A 19,558-nucleotide genomic window follows, 5' to 3' on the forward strand; every position below is an offset into this window, starting at 1 on the left:
CGAAGAGGCCGGGCCTGGAGACTCAATTGGTGGGCAGAACACCCCGGGCCCATGGCCGGTAACGCAGGTCGAACACCGCCTCGGCATGGCACCCGCCGGTCAGCTTCGGTTGGGAAGGCTCAGCCCGAAACGCCTGCCCTGGCGCGCTCACCTGGCGGAACGCCTCGCGTACCACGCCCACCCGGCACGGCAAGGCCTGTTCGTAACCCTGACTTACCAGCACGGGCAGGCGCCTGGTCCCGGCGCCATCCTGCCACCACACAGTCAAGCCCAGCCCGGCCAGTTGATCCAGCCAGGCGGCATTGACTCGCGGCGACAGTTTGCCGGCGCTGAAGGCACTGATGTGCAATGGCTTGTCCAGCTGCCGGTTGAAGGCCTGCAACTGGCTGTGCAGGGCATCACGGCGTTCGGCCTCGCGAAAATGATGGTCGTCCAGCTCCATGGGCAGGTACCAGCCGTCCACCGGCAACTGCCACCCCTGGCGCAGTTGCTGGTACTGGCTGAGCGAGCGCCCCAGCTGCGCTTTCCAGTAGCTGTTCAGGCCTTCGCCATCCAGCTCGTCGAGGCGCTGGTAGTAGGCCGGGTCCATGTACAGCCCCAGCACCAGTTGCAGCCCCTGGGCACGCGCGCTGCGCAGGCTGTTGGCCAGCCAGCCCTGGGCGCCGCCGAAATCGCTGTCGCCATAGGCGCTCCATTGCACGATCAAGGTCTTGCCGCCCTGGGCCACGGTGGCGTGCCACAGTTGCTGCCACTGGGCGGGGGTGACATTGGCATCGCGGTTGAGGGGTTGGTAGAACAGGCGCTGATCGGCGCTGGCCGGCAGGCACAGAGCAAGCAGGCAGAGGGCCAGGAACGTACGCATCAGAAGGTCATCTCCGCACCGACCAGCACGCCGTTGGCGCGCTCGTATAGATTGCCGCCCAGCGATTGCTGGTACTCGGCACGCACTTTCAGCGAACCGCGGTAGGCGTTGTAGCGATCGTCATCGAACCACCATTGCCAGCGCACACCAACCCCGGCCCGGGTGTCCTGGCGCCAGTCGTTGCTCGGGTCCTGGCTGGAAAACTCGACAAAGCCATAGGGCATGATGGTTTGCGGTGAGCTGCCCGGCAGCTTCCAGGCGTGGCCCTGTTGGTAGCGCGACAGCCAGGCGTGGTCGCCGGCACGGGTCCACCAGGCGGCGTCGAGGTAGAGGAAGCGCTCGTTCCAGTCGTCTTCATCGACGCGCCAATCGTTGCGCCAGTCGCCCTGGTCGAGAAACGAGGCGGTGGCACGCAACAGCAGGTCGTTGCTCGATTCGGCGTGGTGACGCAAATCGCCCCAGTTGCCACCGACCTTGGCCGGGCTCAGCAACTGGCCCAGGCTCAGGCCGCGGTAGTGCTCTTCGTCGATCTGTCGCTGGTGGTACAGCTCGGCATACAGGTTGAGGTTGGCCTGGCCGAGTGGCTTGTAGCGCAGGCCGACGCCGGTACCCATGCTTTGCGCATAGTCGGTGCGGCTTTGCCCACCGAACAGCACCCGGCCATACACCGACAGGGTGCTGCCGTTGCGGCTGGGCTCTTCGCCCAGGGCGTGGTCCCACATGGCCAGTTGCACGTTCTGCGATTGCGCGCGGCGCGAAGTGCCGCTGCGCTGGCCATTGTCGAGGAACTTGTCGTTGGTCGAGGTGCCGGCCGGCGACCAGGTGCTGGCCAGGGTGATGGTGTCGCGTCGCGACAGGCTTTCGTGGGCGCGGCGCTGGCGGTACTTGCGGGCCTCCAGGCTGCCGTATTCGTCGTCGCCGTCGACCAGGTCCTGCTCCACATCGAGGATGCGGCGCAGTTCCCGGCGCGCCGAAGCGCTGTCTTCGGCTTCGTCATAGCGCAGGGCCAGCGTTTCGCCAAGGCGGTAGTCCTCGGGGAAGTCGTGGGTGGCGCGTTCCAGGTAGGGGATCGACTGGCGGCGCTGGACCTTGTCCGTCGAGCCGGCCAGGCGCATGCCGTAGTCGGCGCGGTAGCGTGGCTGGTCGGGTGCCAGGCGCACGGCTTCGGCCAGCCAGGCGCTGCTCTGGGCACTGTCGCCGGCCAGTAGCGCGGTGCTGGAGGCGGCGTAGTAGTGGTCGGCCCGCGGGTTGTGCGCCAGGGCCTGGCGCTGGAAGCCCAGCGCGGCCTGGTAATCGCCCTGGCGCTGGGCGATGGCGGCACCCAGGGCCCAGTCGTCGGCGCCATTGTGCGCGGCAGCGTCCCAATAGCGCCGGGCCGCTTGCGCGTCGCCAGCGTTCAGCGCGCCACGGGCGGCGGTGAGGCGGGCGTTGTCGGTCCAGGCGCTGTCGGGCAAGCTGCGCCAGATGGGCAGGGCGGCCTCGGAATCCCCGGCTGCCTCGAGGGCGTACGCCAGTGGCAGGCGGTTGCCGCTGTCGCCCAGGCGCTCGGCGGCCTGGTAGTAGACCACCGCTTCGCCGGGCTGGTCGGGCATGGCGCAGCGGCCCAGGGCGCGGTACTGGCCAGGTTCGCTCGGGGTAGCCGGTACGGCCTGGCGCACGGCATCGCACTGGCCAGCCTCGGCCAGGCGGCCGAGCAGCTGGGCACGAGTACCGGCGTCGACCCGAGGGATCAGGCTGAGCATGCGGCGGCTGTCCAGCGGCCCGTCGTTACGCGCATACAGGTTGCCCAGGCGCTGCAGCAGTGACGGCGCAAGGCGGCCCTGGTGACGGTCGTAGGCTTGCTCCAGCAGTTGCCGGGCGTGTTCGCCGTGGCCCTGTTGCGTCAGCAGGAAGGTGGCCTGCTCCAGCGCGGCCAGGTCGCCGCTCTGCCGATAGCGTTGCTCCCATTCGGCGGCGGTGCGTGGTTGAGGGGGCTGTGGCGGGTCGCCGTACAGGCGTTGCCTGAGCACGGCGTAGGCCCTTGGGTCGGTGCTGGCGGTGCAGCCCTTGAACTGCTCGCGCGCCAGCTCCGGGTCGCGGCGCGACAGCCAGTCGACGGTTTCCAGGCAGGGGCGTTGCAGTTGGTTGCTCAGGCGCTGTACCAAGGGGGCGTCGTGGCCTTCGCGGGCCAGCTCCCACAGTTGCTGGCGCTGCTCTGGCTGGTTCAGCTGCGCGGCCGGCAGTGCTTGCAGCCAACGCTGGGCCTGCTGGTTCTGGCCGACAGCGATGGCGCGGTTGGCCATGGCCAGGCGGGCCTGGTTGGCTGCTTCAGGGGAAGGGGCGCTGGGCAGCAGCGCGTTCAGCCCTTTTTCATCCACCTGCTGGATATAGGCATTGGCCAGGCGCTGCCAGTCCTGCGCGGGCAACTGGCCTTGGTCGGCCAGCGGCTGCAGCTGTTCGATGGTTTCCTTCCAGTTGCGCAGTTGTTCGGCGAAGTTGGCCCGGGCCAGGCGCAGCACCTGGCCGTCCCTCTGTGGTGGCAACTGGTTGAGCCAGTCCAGCGCCTTGGCGGCGCCACCGAATTTCGCCAGGCTCAGGCTGTAGGCCTGCCACAGGCGCACCCGATTGGTGCCATCGCTGGTGGCCAGCCATTGTTCCACCTGGCTGGCCGGCGGCGGGTCCTGTTCGATCCAGGTCAGGCGCAGTTCAAGCAGGGCGTTGGCGTATTCGGGGCTGCCGTCCAGCTGTTCGGCCAGGGCTTCGGCCTCCTTGTAGCGGCGCTGGTGAGCCAGGGCCTCCACCAGCAGCGTGCGGGCTTCGTCGTTGTTCGGTACCCGGCCCAGCACGTGGCGGGTCAGGCGTTCGACCTCGGCCCAGTTGTCCTTCTTCGCTTCGCGGTAGCTGCGCTCCATGAACGGGTAGCTGGTGAACCGCTGGAAGTCGGTCATCGGCGCCGAAGCCGAGGCGGGCAGGGCGGCGGAGCATAGCAACAGGCCAGTGAAGGTGAGGGAAAAGCGCGGCTTCATGCCACCTCCCGGGTCAGGTCAAAGGCGGCCTGCTGTTCGCTGGCCTGTTCGGTCAGGGCCTGCTGCAGCACCTGCTCGGTGATGATGCCGCGAGCGATCAGGTGCTCGCCGAGGCTCTGGTGTTCCGGGTCGAAGTCGATCAGCGCCTGGTTGAACAGGGTGACCGGGACCATGCCGCGCACCTGCAGCAGCGCGCCGAGCATTACCTGGTGGTGGCTGACCCGCTCCAGCAGCGCTTCGTCATCCTGGTGGCGTGCGAGGATGGCCAGCATCTCGCGGGTTTCCGGCTTCTGCCAAGGGCTTGGGTAGTGGTAGCGCAGGCCCAGGGTCACCCGGCCCTGGGGCGCCAGGCGGGCGCTGACCGGGCGCTTCAGGTGGCGGCTGATTACCCCCAGCGACACCTGGCTCACCGGGCTTTCGCTGGCCAGCACCAGCGTGTCGCCGTCTTCGGCCACTGGCAGCACGCCATAGTGCGTCGCCAGCTTGCGCGGCAGTTTGGCGATGAGTTGCGGGTCGAGCTTGAACGGGTTGAGCGGTGCCCAGGGCAGGTCCAGTTGCTCGGCCAGGGTGGCCACCAACTGTTCGCTGTTCAGCCAGCCGCGCAGCAGCAGCTCGCGGCCCAGGCGCCGGCGTACCGGGCTGGTGATCGCCTGTTGCAGCTGTTCGTCGCTGATCAGACCCTTGGCCACCAGGCGCTGGCCCAGCGGCGTGCGAGCGGGGGCGGCGATGGCGGGGAATTCGTGGGTGGTCTTGTCCCAGGCCACACGCCGCGAGTCGCCCATTTCCATCACCTGGCGCAGGGCACGCAGGTTGGCGAAGAAGTTGACGAAGTTGCTCCACATCATCCGCGGCGCCGACAGCAAGCCTTCGCCGATGCCATAGAAGCGGGTGACGAACCAGGCGCGCTGGAACAGGCGGTTGAACAGCATCAGCCCGTTCAGCCACAGCAAAGTGGTCAGCAGCCAGCTGTCGCTGAGGATCGACATGAAGCGCCACGACTCTGGCGCAATCACCGTGACCAGCCACATGGCCAGCAACACCAGCAGCAACAGGTTGACCAGGAAACTCAGCAGGTAGGCGAACAGGCCGCGGCGGTCACGCCAGAGGAAGTAGTTGAGCGCGCCCTTGCGGCTCCAGCCCAGGTTGCTGGTGCCCTGGAAGACGATGCCGACAATCCACCGCGACTTCTGCCGTATGGCATGCTGCCAGTCGCGCGGGAAGTGCTCGCGCACGCAGATCACCTGGGCGAATTCACGGCTCATGCCCGGGCGCCATTCCTGCTTCAGGGTCAGCGCCGGGTCGGTGATGGAATAGCGGGCAAAAATGCACTTCATGCCCTTTTGCTTCAGGCGAAAACCGATGTCGTAGTCTTCGGTGAGGCTCTGCACGTCGAAGGCGATGCCGTCGCCGTCCTCGAGCAGCGCACTGATGGCGCGGCGGCTGAAGCAGGTGCCGACCCCGGCGCTGGGCACCTGGCCGGTCAGTGCCTCGCGCACGATCACGTCCTTGCCGTGGTTTTCGGCGAACTCGTCGACATAGTGGCCGGCGGTGAAACCTTTCCATTCCGGTGCATAGGGGTACACGGGGATCTGGATCATGTCCTTGTTCGGCAACAGGTAGTTGAACAGGCGCAGTTCCATGGGCGAGATCACATCTTCGGCGTCGTGCAGGATGAAGCCGGCGAACTCGATGCCGGCGTCCTGCTGGAAGCGCAGCAGCGCGTCGATGATGTTGTTCAGGCAGTCGGCCTTGCTGGTAGGGCCGGGGCGGGCGCAGACCACCTTGTGCACGTTGGGGTAGTGCAGGCACACCGCGTCGACATCGGCCTGGGTTTGCGGGTCGTTGGGGTAGGTACCGACGAAGATCTGGTAGTTCTCGTAGTCGATGGTCGAGGCAGCCAGGCGCGCCATCTCACCGACCACGCCCACTTCGTTCCAGGCTGGGACCATGATGGCCAGAGGCTTCTCCGGTACCTCGTACAGGCGTTTTTCGTCGGCTTTCTCGTACTTGTCGTAGATGCGAAAACGCCGGATAAGCTTGCGGCCCCAGTAGCACAGGTCGATGAACAGGTCATCCAGGCCCAGCAGGAACATCAGCGAGGCCAGGACGATCGCGAGGATCTTCAGGCCGAACAGCACGTAGGTGAGAAAATCGATGAATGCCAGGCTCATGTGGCGGACACCGGCAGGAAGGGGTGGGCCATCGTCTTTATCCTCGTTCGATTCCCTGGACGAAGTTGTACGACTTGTCGCCGTTTGTACTGGATAGATACAAGCAGCCGAACGCAGGCTTGTCCAAATTTCTGGCTTTTTCTTGTGGGCCACTTCTTGTAGCTTTACAGGTCGTTGAACCAGGGAGCTGAACATGCAAGGCAAGGCACGCAAGATTGTCCAGGCCATTCTTTACGAAGCCATCGCCGTCGCCTGCGTGGCGCCCGCGCTGGAGCTGGCGTTCGGTGCCGGCATGGCGCAGTCGACCGTGCTGTCGGTGCTGATGTCGGGCATCGCGATGAGCTGGAACATGGGCTACAACTGGGTGTTCGAGCGCTGGGAAGCGCGCCAGCTCCAGCGCGAGCGCACGTTCCTGCGGCGCCTGCTGCATGCGCTGGGCTTCGAGGGCGGGCTGGTGCTGATCCTGCTGCCGCTGGTGGCGTACTGGCTGGATGTCAGCTTGTGGGCGGCGTTGCTGACCAACCTGGCGTTGTTCATGTTCTTCTTCGTTTACGCGTTTGTCTTCCAGTGGGGCTTCGACAAGGTGTTCGATGTGCCGCTTTCGGCGCAGCAGGCGAAGTGTTGACTTTGTGCCGCACTACCGGCTAAGTTCCTACCCCATGAATACTTTCCCGCACGTCAACGCCATTATTATTACCGCCATTATCAGCTTGGCGGGCTAGCGCGTACGTGCACCGAACCCGCCCTGGAGGCGGGTTTTTCTCTCTGACTCCTGGGCAACGTGAACACAGCCAAGGAGTCACCGATGACCAGCTTCGTCAGCCCTCGCTCTACCGTCACCCCTCAGCAACTGCTGTCGGAGCAGGTGCGGCGCATTCTTGCCGCCCCGGTGTACGACCTGGCCATCGAAACGCCCCTTCAGGCTGCGCCCGCGTTGTCTGCAAGCCTGGGCAACCAGGTGTTGCTCAAGCGGGAGGACCTGCAGCCTACCTTCTCGTTCAAGATCCGCGGTGCCTACACCCGCTTGTCACGCCTGAGTACCGTGCAGCGCGAGCGCGGGGTGATCACCGCCTCTGCGGGCAACCATGCCCAGGGCGTGGCCCTGGCGGCATCCCACCTGGGCATGAAGGCCACCATCGTCATGCCGACCACCACGCCGTCGCTGAAGGTGGAAGGGGTACGTTCGCGCGGTGGCCATGTAGTGCTGCACGGTGAGAGCTTCCCCCATGCCTTGGCCCACGCGCTGAAACTGGCCGACAGCGAAGGCGCCACCTTCGTGCCACCGTTCGACGACCCGGATGTGATCGCCGGGCAGGGCACCGTGGCCATGGAGATCCTGCGCCAGCGCCCGGGGGCGCTGGATGCCATCTTCGTACCGGTGGGTGGTGGTGGGCTGATTGCTGGCATTGCCGCCTATGTGAAGTACCTGCGCCCTGAGGTGAAGGTGATCGGCGTCGAGCCGGAGGACTCCAACTGCCTGCAGGCTGCCATGGCCGCCGGTGAGCGGGTGATCCTGCCGCAGGTCGGCACCTTCGCCGATGGTGTGGCGGTGGCGCAGATCGGCGCCCATTGCTTCGAGTTGTGCCGGCACTTCGTTGACGAGGTGGTCACCGTGAGCAGCGACGAGCTGTGCGCGGCGATCAAGGACATCTATGACGACACCCGCTCGATCACCGAGCCGTCCGGCGCCCTGGCCGTGGCCGGGATCAAGAAGTACGTGGCGCGCGACGGCGTGCAGGGGCAGACCCTGGTGGCCATCGACTCCGGGGCCAATGTCAACTTCGACCGCCTGCGCCATGTGGCTGAGCGTGCCGAACTGGGCGAGCAGCGCGAGGCGATCATCGCTGTCACCATCCCGGAACAGCCGGGCAGCTTCCGCGCCTTCTGCCAGGCCCTGGGCAAGCGACAGATCACCGAGTTCAACTACCGCTATTACCCTGGCAAGGAGGCGCGCCTGTTCGTGGGTGTGCAGACACACCCGCTGCACGACCCACGCGAGCAGTTGCTGGCCAGCCTGCGCGAGCAGGGCTACAGCGTACTGGACCTGACCGACAACGAACTGGCCAAACTGCATGTACGGCATACTGTGGGCGGCCATGCCGCGCCCGGGGCTGACGAGCGGGTGCTGCGCTTCGAATTCCCCGAGCGGCCCGGGGCGTTGCTGGGCTTTCTGGAGCGGCTTGGCAAGCGTTGGAACATCAGCCTGTTCCATTACCGCAACCATGGTGCGGCAGAGGCCCGGGTTTTCGCCGCGCTGGAAGTGCCGCGGGATGAGTTGACGGGGTTGCCGTTGGCGCTGGATGAGATGGGGTACCGCTACTGGGATGAGACCGACAACCCGGCGTACAAGCTGTTCCTGGGGTGATTTCGGTACACCACGGGATTTATAGCGCCTGTCAGATCGAGCGCCGCGCGGGCGGCGCTCGATCTGACAGGCGCTATAAAGATCAAGGCGAGCCCACGGCCCTCAGCGCTCGCGCATGAAGAAGCCTGCTACGAACTTGCGGAAGGTTTCCAGGCTCTTGAAGTCGGCGTAGCGCTTGAAATTCTCGGTATCCGGTTCGGGCCCGATGGGTTGCTCCAGCAACGACACCGACAATACCCGGTCCTGGTCCGAGGTCATCACCAGTTCATCCATCACCTGGCCACCGATCACCGGGCGGCGCATTTGCACTTTCACACCCTTGCTGGCCATCCAGTCGACCAGCGATACCAGGGCCTTGAGCGGCTCGCGCTCTTCGTCGCGATATACCGGGAACAGGTGGGCGCGGGACAGCACCGGCACGCTGGCCACATGAATCAGCTCGTAGAAATGGCTGCCGGCACTGGTCGGCGAGTACAGCGCCAAGGCCAGTAACGGCCCGGCGGTGCGGTTGCCGCCCCAGTACAGGTGGTGGCCCTGGAAGTCGAAGCCGTCTTCACTGCGGTTGTTGAACAGCTTGCGCCCTTTTATCTGGTCCACGCAGTCCAGCAGCAGGCCGTGGCGGCGATGGTTGCCGAACACCGTGGCTTCGCGCAGGCGGGACTTGAGCATCATCATGTGCTTCATGTCCAGGCGGGTTTCCAGATAGTTGCTGGCGGGGACCCGTTCCAGCAGCGGATAGCGGCTGGCCACGCTGCGCAACTCGGCAAATTGCCCGGTCAGGTCCTTTTTCAGGTGCGTGGCATACAGGTTGAGGCCGCTGGTTTCGATCCAGGTCAGCAGCAGTGACAGCAGGCGCTGTTGTTCACGGCGTTCGCTGCCATCGCCGCCGCCACTGGTGGTGCCGCTGCGGAAGTCGCCGATCAGGCGCAACGGTGTGTCGGGCGGTAGCCAGGCAGCGGGTGGCGCGGGGTCGTTTTCGCGTTCGGCCGCTTCTCGCTCGTCCTTGGTGAACGGGCAGCCGGGCGCGTGCTCGGCAGTACCCGGGTTGTTCTTGAGAAACAGCGTACCGGTGTTGCCGTTGAGGGTGACATTGAGCACCGGCAAGGCATCGCTGCGGCAGTCGCAGGCTAGCCACTGGTTGGCGTTGCGTACCTTCATCAGCAGCTGGTTGGCCTGTAGCAGGCGTGGGCCGGTGAGGCTGCCGGTGGCAAAGCCGACCAGCAGCTCCTCTTCTGCGGGGGTCAGGCTACGGACCTGTGCGGCGGTTTTGTCGATGATTCGCATGAAGCAGCTCCCAGCTACGAGCTCCAAGCTTCAAGCAAAGTCGCGCCGCTTTCAACTTACCGCTCAGTTGCACTGAACATTTTCGCCGCGCGGGCGCGGATCTCGTCGGGGGTCAGGTCCTCCTTGTGGGTGGAAACGAACCAGATGTTGCCGAACGGGTCTTTCAGGGTGCCGCTGCGGTCGCCGTAGAACTGGTCCGTCACCGCACTCAGCTGGGTGGCGCCGGCCGCCAGGGCCTGGGCGTAGACCTTGTCGCAGTCCTCGACATACAGGTGCAGGCCAACGCCTGCGCCGCTGAGCTTCTGGCTGGCGGTGAGACCGCCCTCCATGTCGCAGGGGTCGCCAAGCATCAGCGACGAGTCGCCGATCTTCAGCTCGGCATGGCCGACGCGGCCCCCCGGGGCGTCGAGGCGGAACATCTCGACGGCAGCGAAGGCCTTCTTGTAGAACTCGATGGCCTTGGCGGCGTCATTGATGGCCAGGTAGGGGGTGAGGCTGTGCTGGCCTTCGGGAATGGGTTTGGCTGCCATGTTCGACTCTCCTTGGAAGTGGGCGCCGGTGGGCGCCCTGTTGCTTAGAGTCGTTTGCGCGGATGGAAAATCGACAGCGCTGATAGATCGATTCTCTATAAACGCGGCTGTCAGAAGATGTAGTCGGTGGTCAGGAAGCTCGACTGCCGGTTGCGAATGATCTCGCTGATCAGTTCCTTGTTGGCCTCCTGGAAGCGCGTTGCGACCAACGTGCGGATCGAGAACACACGCAGGGCGTCGTGTACCGACAGGGTGCCTTCGGCGCTGTTCTTGCGGCCGTTGAACGGATAGGTGTCGGGGCCGCGCTGGCATTGCGCGTTGATGTTGATGCGCCCGACCTGGTTGGCGAAGATGTCGACCAGGCTGCCGATGGTTGCCGGGTCATTGCCGAACAGGCTCAGTTGCTGGCCGTAGTCGGAGTCCAGCACATAGTCGATCACTGTCTGCAGGTCGCGGTATGGCACCACTGGCACCAACGGGCCGAACTGCTCTTCGTGGTAGACGCGCATGTCCGGCTTTACCGGGTACAGCACGGCCGGGTAGAAGAACGAGCCACGGCTGTGCCCGCCGCCTTCGTTGAGCACGCGTGCGCCCTTGGCGGTGGCATCGGCGACCAGGCCGTCAAGGTAGTCGACCTTGCCGGGCTCGGGCAGCGGTGTCAGCGCTACGCCAGGCTCCCATGGCATGCCGGGCTTGAGCGCGGCCAGCTTGCGCTGGAACTTGTCGAGGAAGGCATCGACGACGTCCTCGTGGACGAACAGGATTTTCAGTGCCGTGCAGCGCTGGCCATTGAACGACAGCGCACCGGTGACTGCCTCTTCGACGGCGTTGTCGAGGTCCACCTGGGGCAGCACAATGCCCGGGTTCTTGGCATCCAGGCCCAGCGCGGCGCGCAGGCGGTGCGGGCGCGGGTGCAGTTTTTTCAGGTCGCTGGCGGCCTTGTGCGTGCCGATGAAGGCGAACACATCGACCTTGCCGCTGGCCATCAGCGCGCTCACCGTTTCCCGGCCACGGCCATAGATGACGTTGATCACCCCCGGCGGGAAGCTGTCACGGAAAGCTTCGAGCAATGGTCGAATCAGCAGCACGCCGAACTTGGCCGGCTTGAACACCACGGTGTTGCCCATGATCAGCGCCGGGATCAGCGTAGTGAAGGTTTCGTTCAGCGGGTAGTTGTATGGCCCCATGCACAGGGCCACACCCAGCGGCGCACGGCGGACCTGGCCCAGCGTGCCCTGTTCCAGCTCGAAGCGGCTGGAGCGGCGGTCAAGGTCCTTGAGGGCATTGATGGTGTCGACGATGTAGTCACAGGTGCGGTCGAATTCCTTTTCCGAATCCTTGAGGTTCTTGCCGATCTCCCACATCAGCAGCTTGACCACGGCCTGGCGCTGTTCACGCATGCGCGCCAGGAAGGTTTCGACGTGCTGGATGCGCTCGGCCACGCGCATGTTTGGCCAGGCGCCGCGGCCTTTGTCGTAGGCTTGCACAGCAGCATCGAGTGCGCTGAGCGCGGTGTCGGCATCGAGCAGTGGGGCACTGCCCAGCACCACTTGGCGTTCTTCATTGCCTTCCTTGAGCCAGACCGGGCTGCGCACCGTGGCCAGGGGCCCGTCCCAGCGCCTGAGTTCACCGTTCACCAGGTAGTCGCGTTGTTCAAGGGGGGCTTCCAGGCGCCAGGTTTCCGGGATGTTCTCGGCGCTTGGGAAGAGTGAATCGAGCAGACGGTCCATGGGTACTGCACCTCACATTGCTGGGCGGGTTTCGAGCCAGGTGAATCGCTTCAGCTGCGAGCATGCACCGGCCGCCGGAAAAACACCAGTCTGGCTTAACATCGGTGCAAGTGCCTGCCTGTCGGACAGGCAGGCATCCGGGTCAATGTCAAAGCGGTAGGTTGAACAGGTCGTAGGGTGGGTGCGTCAACCATTGCTGGCGCAGGACGGGGTCTGCGTCGATCAAGGTCAGGCGCCGCCAGAACTCTGTATGGGCAAACCGCGGGTAGGACAGGAACGGTTCAAGTTCGAGCAAGGGCCTGAGGTCGCGGCGGTACTGCAGCGGTAACCGTTGCCACAGGGCCATTTCGGCCGGGCCGGTTCGTTCGAAGAATTCCAGGTAGTCGCCTGCGCACACCAGCAGGTCCACCTGGTGCACGGCGTTGTAGGCCTCGATCTGCGCAAGCACGGGTGCGCCCAGCCAGTCGCTTTCCAGGCGCAGGGCCTCTGCAACGGGCCGTGGCACGTTGAAACCGTCTGGCAGCCGCAGCAGCTGGTTGTCGCCAATGTCCAGGATGAGGGGCTCGAGCACCTGGTCAAGGCCTTGCGGCAATTCGCTGAGCGCACAGTCGTTCAGGAACAGTGTTTTCAGGTAGGCCAGCCCGCGCAGGTCCGGGGCCTGCAGTAGCGGGTTGCCCGACAGGTCCAGTACTGCAAGCCCGGAGCAGCGGTTCAGCGCTTGCTGGGCCTGGGCATCCCAGGTAATGCGGTTGCCTTCCAGGTCCAGCCAGGTGAGGTGCTCAGGCCTGACCAGGCGGGGCACGGCGTCGAATCGGCAGTCGGTCAGCAGCAGGCGCTTGAGGTTGGGGAAACGTTCATAGAATTCGGCCGGCAACTGGCTGAGCGAACGATTGTTGCTGAGTGACAGGTGCTCCACATGGGTGAAGTCATCCGGCAGGGCCAGGCTGGCCAAGGCCTGGTTGTCCAGTTCCAGGTCGGAAAGGTCCAGGCTGTGCAGGTGGCCACCCCCTTCAAGCGCTACGGTCGACAGCCGCCGCCAGGCGTTGAGGATGGGGCGGATGGCCAGGTGCCGTTGGTGAGGGCGTTGCGGATCGGGCCGGGCCCATTCCTGCAGGTCGCGGCGCAGGGTATCCAGGCGCTGCTGCAGGTCGCGCAGGCGTTGTGTGGGTGAGCGAATGTCGTCGACGTACGGGTTGTCCTCCTCGTTGCCGAGCCAGTTTTCGAACTCCTGGTCGGTGGCGTTCGGGAACAAGCGGCGATAGGCCCCGGCCAGCGAGCCTGCCAGGCGCGGCTGCGGCGGTTCGGGGGCGAGCGGCCGACCGCCGAGCAAGCGGCCCATGGGCTTGCGCAGCAGCGCCCGGTGCCCCCAGAGCCGCTGGGCCAATGTCTCCCTGTGCTTGTCGACCCAACCCAGTACACGCTGGCGTAGCGAGCTGCCATCGGCCGTCGGGATCCCCAGCCTGTCGCGTTGCGAGCGAGACAGTGCCTGCTCTACGGCGCGGCAGAGGTCCGGATCTCGCGGCGCTGGTGCAGGGCGCTCGCCCCGGTCGACCTCATAGCCTTCGGCCGATTTGATCACGCGGCGCAGGGTGGTGGCCTGGTCGCTGCCGACATGCTCCAGCCGAGGGCCATCGGGGCTGGCGCCGTGCAGCTCCAGGCGCAGGTCTGCAGGCCAGTCGGGCATCGCATCCAGTGCGCTGAACAGCAGGCGTTCGCTGTCGCTGCTGGCCCGGGCTGGCTGCAGCAGGCCTTCCAGCGCGCGTACCAGGGGCAGCTCACTGTGCACCTGCTCCAGCGACTGGCGAACCTGTGTGGGCAACTGACCGTGCTGTTGCCACGCGAGCGATTCGGCCTCGCCCAGCGGTGCCAGCAAACGCCAGGCCAGGGCAGGGGAGAGCCGCGGATAGGCGTCGAGCAGCTTCTGCATTGACGGAGTGTTGGCCGCACTGCCGTTGTAGCGTTCCTCGAACTGGCCCGGCGGGGCCTTGTCGGCCAACGCCTCTACCTCAGCCTGTGCCGCCATGCGCTGCAGGGCATCGAGCAACAGCGGCGGCGTTGGCAGGCCTTCCAGGTGCACCCGGCGCAAGCGCGCTGCGTCGATGCCACAGAGTCGGCCGGCCTGCGCCAGCTGTTCTGGCGTGTACGCGGCATAGGCCTCGCCAAGACGGCGCACCAGCTTCGCGAATGGCCACTGGCCGGGCTGTTCATGCTGGCCACGCCAGGCGCCTTGGGCATTGTGCACCAGCGGTGGCTGCCAGGCATCGGGCTTCTCGGGGTGAATGGCCCGCCATTGCTGCAGGTGGTTGTCGAAGCGTTGCTCGAACAATTGGCCGTCCATGCGGATGAAGCGCCGGCCCTCGTACAGGTACTGGCCAAGTGCATTGGGCTGCAGGTTTTCCGGCAGTGTCACGCTACTGCGGTAGGGGGTGAGGTCTTCATTCCATAGCCGGTAGCGTCCGTCGTTGCCGCGTATTTGCTGCAGGTTTTCCATCAACGGGCTGTTGAACAGCTTGGGTATCACCTTGCCCGCGGCCACGAAACCACCGATCACGGCCAGGTTCAGGCCGACCGCCTCCAGGTGGCGCAGCGCCAGGTGGCGGTCGCCTTCATCCCAGGCCTCGTAGCCCTCGAAGGCCTCGCCGAGCAGCTGGCAGGCAGTGACGGCCAGCATCAGGGTGCCTGCACCTGGAATGAAGAACGCGGCGATATTGAGCGCATCCAGGCCAAGGCTTTCCCATTCCTCCTGGCGCCTGGCCCGCGCGTTGGCATCGGCGGTCGCTGTCGGGACCGCCAGCAGGCTGGCTTCGTGCTTGAGGCGGGCCAGGTGCAGGTCCTGGTAGTGGCCAAAAGGCTCGGCCGTGATGGCCACGCGGGTAGGGCGCAGGTCCGCCTGCGCCGCGCGCTGCCAAGGGCGGTCGTAGGCAGTGCTGCCCGTGGCGTCGAGATTTTGTTGCAGCAGGTCGAGAAAGTGCGTGCGCTCGTCCTGCCTGATGTAGGCCGTGAAGGCCTGGCGGGCATCGGGTTCCAGCAGCAAGGTCGCCAGCGTATCGTGTACCGCGTCCAGGTTGTTGCATTGACGCAGGGCCGGGTCATGGCCGGGCAAATACAGCACCAGACCCGCACGGCCGGCATCGATCAGCATGACTTCGTGCAGGTCTGTGCCGAACAGCGCCAGTTGCCAGCACCTCACTGCGCCGCTCTGCAACAGCTGTTCGACCTGATCGCGCGCGTTGCCGTCAAGCAGGTGCCGCAGACAGGCAAGGTCGGCTGCCAGGCGCAGGCGGTCTTTTTGCACCCTGATGGCCAATGCCCGGGTAGCGGGTCGTGCGAAGTGTTCTTCCAGGTGGGCCTGGTAAGCGTTACCCAGGTCCAGGTCACGGCACAGTGTGGCGAAAGCGGCGGGCGCGAGGGGCAGCCGTTCCACCTGATAACGCTCAGACTCCAGCGCAACGCGCGCCAAGGGTACTTGCATGCCGAGGGGGAAGGCGCCGTGTACCCGCATCGGCGTGACCTGAATGTTGTCGCTCAGGGCAATGGCACTTTCCGGGGAGAACGCCTCGTCGTCAGCGAAGTTCTGCAGGGCAGCCTGTAGCAGGTTGTCACGACGATGGCGGTAGAGATAGCGCAGGACGGTCCAGTGCCAGCTGCGCTCCACCCGCAGCAGTTGGGTATTGCGCAGCGGTGCGTGAAAGCCTTGTTCAGCAAGGCGTGCGCGCAGCAATGGCTCGGCAAATTCAGTGATCTGTTTCAGGCCTTTGAGTGAGCAGGCCAAGGCTGCTTGCGCCTGCATCAGCCGCGCCTGACTGGCGTGCACTGCCTGGCGCAGGCCGGGGGCTGCGTTGGCGAACCAGTCCTGCGCCTGCCACGGGGCGACCTGTGTTTGCTTCAACGCGGCCCACTGGTTGGGTGTCGCCTGGCGTGCCCAGTGCGGCAATTGCGCCTGGAGCAAAGATTGATGGGGGTTGGATGGCATCTTGATGCTCCTTCTATGCAAAGAAGGCATCAAACGTTATTTCTCTATAGCCAAGTGGTAATGGGATAGCGCGGATGGGATATACCGATAGAAAAGTGCTTGTTGGGTGAGCCTTTCCTGCAGGAAATTTGACGTCATGAAACTTTGCAAAACTTCCCGGCGCATTCATGAAATGCAATCAAAATGCCACTTGCTAAAGTGTTTGTGCGCACCTTAAATTGTTAGTTGACATGGGGTTACTGGATAATTCCTGAATATCAATAGGATACGTGCTTCTTGCTGAATTGTTGTCCTTTTCCGATAGACCTTGGTACACATCGAAGGACCTCGAAGAAGAAATGAAAGCGACCTTGACGGCAGTGGCGCGAAAACTCATCTCGCCCTCAATACGCTACGAAATGAGACAGCTGGCCAGCAAGGGGCTTGAAGTGATGGCGCGTGCCTGTTTCTGGCGGTGGGAAGTTGCCAGGTTTCGGCTGCAGCAGGAAAGCCCGTACGAAATTTTATATATCGGCCGAAAGCAGCAGCGGGAAATGGCCAAGCTGCTGATTGCCGGCAAGGGCCAGGGCAATGCTGCAGTAATTGACAGCGCAAGCGCGACGATTGCGCCCAACCACGTGGTGGTGGTCAGCGAAATGCCGACGTCGGGGGCATTGTCGGTGCCGCATTACCTGAGCGCCGTGGTGCCGCTCGGGCGCTCGCTGGAGGACATCACGGCGCGCTACGACAGCGAGTTGCGGCGCAGCATCCGCAAGAACCGCCCGTTGTACCAGATGCGCCAGGCCCTCTCGGACGACGAGATCGCCATGGCCGACCGCGACCTGCTGCGCCCCTATGCCAGCGCCAGGCAGGGTATCCATGCCGCGCAGTTTCCCACTGAAGAAGTGTTTCGCATTGCCAGGGGCGTCGGCCGGCTCGACTTGATCACCTTGGGCGATGAAGTGATCGGCTGCCACCTTGGCTGTGAAGTGGTACGCGCGGGCAAGCGTTATTGGAGCACGTTGCGTTTCGGCTATTGCGAGGCGGTGTTTACCGATGCACGGAAGTTGCGTGAGGTGAACTCGATCACCACTTTCATGGCCCTTGAGTGGGCGTTGATGCAGGGCTTCGATTATTACGACATCGGTCTTTGCCTGGCGCGCCCGGATGACGGTTTGTTGAAATGGAAGCGCCGTCGCGGTGGCGATATCGATTCGCTGGGTAACCATGCCTGTCTGTTTGTCCGCTTACCCAGAACCGGCACGGCAAAGTTCCTCTGGGACACGCCGATGTTCGCGCTCGAAGGCGACAAACTCACGCTGCATCTGGGGTTGCCCGAGGGCCCGAGTGACGAGGAAGTTGCCAGCCGCTACCAGGAAATGGTGTTTGGTGGCCTGCACAAGATTTATTTCTATGGTGGCAACGGGGCGGGCGAACCGTTCGTGGAAAGCTTGCGTCGCCGTTACGCCAACCTGCAGTCACCGCCCACCATGGAAAGGGTCATGTGCAACTGAACGGATGCCAGGGAGGCGTTGATCTGGCGCCTCGCGCCAGGCTTTTGACCTTGTCACCAAGGGAGGACGCTTCATGGGAAGCGACATCTCGCAGTTCAGTCCAGCGCCCGCAGACAGGCAGCACACCTGGACCTTGGCCGCCTACCGTTATATGGCGCGCAAACGGCTGGGCGGGAACAGCACCATCGACCTCAAGAGCATCGCGGCCAAGAGCTGGGACATTGCCCCTGGTGAAGTCACGGTCTCGCCCCCGGCCTTTTACCTGCCAGGCCAACTGGAGCGGGTGACGGGCTGGGAAGGCAAGCGTTTCTATCCCTACGTGCACCCTGCACGCACCATGGAGGGCGGTATCAGCACGCTGCAAGGGCCAACCCGCGGTTACCTGATCAAGGAGGTGTGGCTGGTCGACGGGGCCTTGTACAAGGGCAACGCCAGCCACTGGCTGTCGCTGAAGCCGGGCCTCCTGCCGACCATCATGGTGGACAATGAAATCGACCGTGCGGCCATCTATTGCACGCAAAATGGCAATACGTGGTTCGGTACCTGGTTGATGGAGGATTGCCCGACCTACGCGCTGGCCTGTAACGAAGGCATACCGGTAACCACCGCGCCCTCGGCCAGATTCCCGCTGTTTACCCAGGCGCCGGCCTATGAAGACTGGCTGGAGATGAACCCGCTGCGCCTGCGCAGTGCGTTTTTCCGCGAGCTGGTGTTGTTCGATGACCTGGCCAACAACCGCAGTCGGCATTCCCGCTACCGGGCCATGGGCGACAAGTTGCTGTCGCATGTGCTGTATGCCCCACACCCTGGGGTGTTTCTGCTGCGTGGTGGCGATGGTGACCTGCGCCTGTTGCGCAATGAGCTGGCGTTGGCCGAGCACTTGCGCGCCACCCGCGGCTTTCGCATCGTCGACCCGCTGAAGACCGATGTACCAAGTATCGTCGCGGCCTGCGCCGGGGCACGGGTGGTCATTGGTGTAGAGGGTAGCCAGCTGGTGCATGGGGTGAATGTATTGCAGGCCGGCGGTTGCCTGCTGACCTTGCAGCCGCCAAACCGGTTTGTCAGCTACTACAAGTACCTGACGGACCGTGACCTCCAGCATTTCGGCTTTGTGGTCGGGATACCCGAAGGCGATGGTTTCACGATCGATATTGGCGAAGTGGAGCGGACGTTGGACCTGTTTCCGCGATAAGCGTGTAGTATCCGGGCGCATGGCAGCTGCGAGCGGGGTGAGGGATGATCGAGGTATCACGGTTCTGGCGCGACCCGGCGCTGCCCTTCGTCGAAGCCCGGCGGGTAGGGGACGGGCGGCAGGTGTGCTACGCCGCGCATTCCCATGAGAGCTTTTCCATCGGGGTGATCACGGGTGGGCACAGCACCTACCTCAACGGTGACCAGCGTATCAAGGTGGAGGCCGGTACCACGGTGCTGATGAACCCAGGTGTGGTGCATGCCTGCAACCCCATCGCCGGGGAGCCGTGGTCCTACCTGATGTTGTTTGTCGATATGCCTTGGTTGCAAGCGCTGGGGTTTGCCTTGCCGGCCCAGACCTGGAGTAGCTCGCCGGCGTTGTACCGGTGCCTGTTGCAGGCCTTTGCCGACCTGTTCGACGCCAGCGTGCCAGACCGGGAAGCCCGCCTGGCGGCGCTGTTTGGCGCACTGCCGGATTTGCTTGACGGTAATGTTGGCGTGAACGACGAGGGCAACCCGCGGCTGGACGCGGCGGCAGCGTTCATACGCGCCCACCGTAGCGATCCGCTGAGCCTGGACGACATCTGCGCGGCCTGCGGCCTGTCGCGCTCGTACCTGATTCGTGCGTTCCGCCAACGCTTCGGGCTGACGCCGCATGGCTACCTGCTCGATCAGCGCGTGCAACTGGCCAGGGCGCAACTGCGCCTGGGCCGGGCAATTGCCGAGGTTGCACATGAGGCCGGGTTTGCCGACCAGGCGCACCTGCAGCGGGCCTTCAAACAGCACCTGGCGGCGACGCCGGGGCATTACCGCAACGCATTCGGTTGAATTGCCCTGTTGGCCGTCATGGCCCTATCGCCGGCAAGCCAGCTCCCACAGGTACTGCACAGGTCTTGAGGGCAGCGCGGCCGGGGGGGGGGGCTGGCTTGCCAGCGACAGGCCGGTGTGCAGCCA

12 protein-coding genes are annotated in these 19,558 nt (G+C 64.5%); 5 read left to right on the forward strand and 7 right to left on the reverse strand.

Going from position 1 to position 19,558, the window contains the following annotated elements:
* Nucleotides 1-22: 22 nt before the first annotated feature.
* Genes J5M71_RS12430 through nrfB form a run of 3 tightly spaced genes read right to left on the reverse strand, consistent with a single transcriptional unit; the run spans nt 23 to nt 6,038 of the window.
* Nucleotides 23-862 carry a DUF4434 family protein gene (locus J5M71_RS12430; RefSeq protein ID WP_207832540.1) on the reverse strand — a complete coding sequence of 280 codons (840 nt, stop codon included), beginning with the start codon at nt 860-862 and terminating at the stop codon, nt 23-25.
* Complete coding sequence (locus J5M71_RS12435; RefSeq protein ID WP_207832542.1) at nt 862-3,867, reverse strand: phage receptor; 3,006 nt, start codon at nt 3,865-3,867, stop codon at nt 862-864. Before J5M71_RS12435 ends, J5M71_RS12430 begins: the two co-directional genes overlap by 1 nt.
* A complete protein-coding gene (gene nrfB, locus J5M71_RS12440) occupies nt 3,864-6,038 on the reverse strand; it encodes a cyclic di-3',5'-guanylate-activated glycosyltransferase NrfB (RefSeq protein WP_207832544.1) in 2,175 nt (724 codons plus the stop codon). Before nrfB ends, J5M71_RS12435 begins: the two co-directional genes overlap by 4 nt.
* Nucleotides 6,039-6,231: 193 nt before the next feature.
* Between nrfB and J5M71_RS12445 the strand changes: the two genes are divergently transcribed.
* Together J5M71_RS12445 and ilvA are read left to right on the forward strand one after the other, a co-directional pair.
* The gene (locus J5M71_RS12445; protein ID WP_207832546.1) at nt 6,232-6,663 is read left to right on the forward strand and encodes a PACE efflux transporter; all 432 of its coding nucleotides are present in this window, start codon (nt 6,232-6,234) and stop codon (nt 6,661-6,663) included.
* 180 nt (nt 6,664-6,843) lie between these two features.
* A complete protein-coding gene (gene ilvA / locus J5M71_RS12450) occupies nt 6,844-8,403 on the forward strand; it encodes a threonine ammonia-lyase, biosynthetic (protein WP_207832548.1) in 1,560 nt (519 codons plus the stop codon).
* Nucleotides 8,404-8,505: 102 nt separating this feature from the next.
* On the opposite strand, the gene J5M71_RS12455 is transcribed toward ilvA, so the two are convergent.
* The 4 genes from J5M71_RS12455 to J5M71_RS12470 form a co-directional block, all read right to left on the reverse strand.
* Nucleotides 8,506-9,687 (reverse strand): hypothetical protein, encoded by a 1,182-nt coding sequence (locus J5M71_RS12455; RefSeq protein WP_207832550.1) that lies wholly within the window; start codon nt 9,685-9,687, stop codon nt 8,506-8,508.
* A 56-nt stretch (nt 9,688-9,743) separates the two neighbouring features.
* Nucleotides 9,744-10,217: a VOC family protein gene (locus J5M71_RS12460; protein WP_207832552.1), complete on the reverse strand. Its 474-nt coding sequence runs from the start codon at nt 10,215-10,217 to the stop codon at nt 9,744-9,746.
* Between the two features lie 110 nt (nt 10,218-10,327).
* Nucleotides 10,328-11,947: an NADP-dependent glyceraldehyde-3-phosphate dehydrogenase gene (locus J5M71_RS12465; protein WP_207832554.1), complete on the reverse strand. Its 1,620-nt coding sequence runs from the start codon at nt 11,945-11,947 to the stop codon at nt 10,328-10,330.
* 148 nt (nt 11,948-12,095) lie between these two features.
* The gene (locus J5M71_RS12470; RefSeq protein WP_207832556.1) at nt 12,096-15,920 is read right to left on the reverse strand and encodes a leucine-rich repeat domain-containing protein; all 3,825 of its coding nucleotides are present in this window, start codon (nt 15,918-15,920) and stop codon (nt 12,096-12,098) included.
* A 338-nt stretch (nt 15,921-16,258) separates the two neighbouring features.
* Between J5M71_RS12470 and J5M71_RS12475 the strand changes: the two genes are divergently transcribed.
* The 3 genes from J5M71_RS12475 to J5M71_RS12485 all read left to right on the forward strand — a co-directional run bounded on the left by J5M71_RS12475 (nt 16,259) and on the right by J5M71_RS12485 (nt 19,432).
* On the forward strand, nt 16,259-17,413 hold the full coding sequence (locus J5M71_RS12475; RefSeq protein ID WP_207832558.1) for a hypothetical protein: 1,155 nt from the start codon (nt 16,259-16,261) through the stop codon (nt 17,411-17,413).
* Nucleotides 17,414-17,486: 73 nt separating this feature from the next.
* Nucleotides 17,487-18,605 carry a glycosyltransferase family 61 protein gene (locus J5M71_RS12480; RefSeq protein WP_207832561.1) on the forward strand — a complete coding sequence of 373 codons (1,119 nt, stop codon included), beginning with the start codon at nt 17,487-17,489 and terminating at the stop codon, nt 18,603-18,605.
* 44 nt (nt 18,606-18,649) lie between these two features.
* Nucleotides 18,650-19,432: an AraC family transcriptional regulator gene (locus tag J5M71_RS12485; RefSeq protein WP_063914234.1), complete on the forward strand. Its 783-nt coding sequence runs from the start codon at nt 18,650-18,652 to the stop codon at nt 19,430-19,432.
* Nucleotides 19,433-19,558 lie beyond the last annotated feature (126 nt).

Source organism: Pseudomonas sp. 43(2021) (assembly GCF_017490805.1).
Classification (GTDB): Bacteria; Pseudomonadota; Gammaproteobacteria; order Pseudomonadales; family Pseudomonadaceae; genus Aquipseudomonas.

What these genes read in the sequence shown, in the direction of transcription:
- J5M71_RS12430 (WP_207832540.1), bottom strand. Translation starts at nt 862, where the DNA reads ATGCGTACGTTCCTGGCCCTCTGCCTGCTTGCTCTGTGCCTGCCGGCC.
- J5M71_RS12435 (WP_207832542.1), bottom strand. Translation starts at nt 3,867, where the DNA reads ATGAAGCCGCGCTTTTCCCTCACCTTCACTGGCCTGTTGCTATGCTCC.
- nrfB (WP_207832544.1), bottom strand. Translation starts at nt 6,038, where the DNA reads ATGAGCCTGGCATTCATCGATTTTCTCACCTACGTGCTGTTCGGCCTG.
- J5M71_RS12445 (WP_207832546.1), top strand. Translation starts at nt 6,232, where the DNA reads ATGCAAGGCAAGGCACGCAAGATTGTCCAGGCCATTCTTTACGAAGCC.
- ilvA (WP_207832548.1), top strand. Translation starts at nt 6,844, where the DNA reads ATGACCAGCTTCGTCAGCCCTCGCTCTACCGTCACCCCTCAGCAACTG.
- J5M71_RS12455 (WP_207832550.1), bottom strand. Translation starts at nt 9,687, where the DNA reads ATGCGAATCATCGACAAAACCGCCGCACAGGTCCGTAGCCTGACCCCC.
- J5M71_RS12460 (WP_207832552.1), bottom strand. Translation starts at nt 10,217, where the DNA reads ATGGCAGCCAAACCCATTCCCGAAGGCCAGCACAGCCTCACCCCCTAC.
- J5M71_RS12465 (WP_207832554.1), bottom strand. Translation starts at nt 11,947, where the DNA reads ATGGACCGTCTGCTCGATTCACTCTTCCCAAGCGCCGAGAACATCCCG.
- J5M71_RS12470 (WP_207832556.1), bottom strand. Translation starts at nt 15,920, where the DNA reads ATGCCATCCAACCCCCATCAATCTTTGCTCCAGGCGCAATTGCCGCAC.
- J5M71_RS12475 (WP_207832558.1), top strand. Translation starts at nt 16,259, where the DNA reads ATGAAAGCGACCTTGACGGCAGTGGCGCGAAAACTCATCTCGCCCTCA.
- J5M71_RS12480 (WP_207832561.1), top strand. Translation starts at nt 17,487, where the DNA reads ATGGGAAGCGACATCTCGCAGTTCAGTCCAGCGCCCGCAGACAGGCAG.
- J5M71_RS12485 (WP_063914234.1), top strand. Translation starts at nt 18,650, where the DNA reads ATGATCGAGGTATCACGGTTCTGGCGCGACCCGGCGCTGCCCTTCGTC.